The organism is Burkholderia sp. 3C, assembly GCF_054589155.1.
The window spans coordinates 1-582 of the sequence record NZ_BAAILN010000110.1 but is presented as its reverse complement, the minus strand read 5'-3'; the positions used below and the strand labels follow the sequence as shown (position 1 = coordinate 582).

Below are 582 nucleotides of genomic sequence, written 5' to 3'. Positions count from 1 at the left end.
GGCTTTTAGCCCCCAGCGTTATCAGACTTTGCTCAAAGACAGCGAGCACCTTTGTTGGTATTTTTTGTTGGTACCTGCCGATACCAACAACCGAACCGGTTCTCGGTGCGATAAGCCTTACCAGCAAGCGAAGGGAGAACTCCCATACCGCCTCATCGATGTCCGCTTCGATTTGTGTTTTAAGGAGAGGCGTGTGGCCTTGAGCTGGCCACGCCAGACACACAACCTCACATCATGCCGTGTGATGTCGCGTAGTCGCTGAGCGCATCGTTCATGCGTGTTTGCCATCCGTCGCCCTGTGCCTTGCAGGCATCCACGATGTCAGGATCGATCCGCAGCTTGAGCGGCATCTTGGGATTGACCGACTTCGGCCTGCCACGCGGCTTCGTCAACTTGGCCGCAACCTCCTTGCCTAACAACTCGGACAACACGTCTTCCGCCGGTCGCGCCGGATTGTCGTCAGTTGGCTTGCTGGTTTTTTGCTGACCCATATCTCTTCACCTCACGGGAGTTGGCTTTTCGAAGGCTGATAACGTGAACCATGCCGCCGCGCGGCGTGAACACCAGCATATGAAGGCGATC

At 56.0% G+C, this 582-nt stretch carries 1 protein-coding gene; it reads right to left on the bottom strand.

The features are described from left to right. Positions 1-227: 227 nt before the first annotated feature. A complete protein-coding gene (locus ACYP33_RS22480) occupies positions 228-491 on the bottom strand; it encodes a BrnA antitoxin family protein (protein ID WP_459623989.1) in 264 nt (87 codons plus the stop codon). Positions 492-582 lie beyond the last annotated feature (91 nt).

What these genes read in the sequence shown, in the direction of transcription:
- ACYP33_RS22480 (WP_459623989.1), bottom strand. Translation starts at nt 491, where the DNA reads ATGGGTCAGCAAAAAACCAGCAAGCCAACTGACGACAATCCGGCGCGA.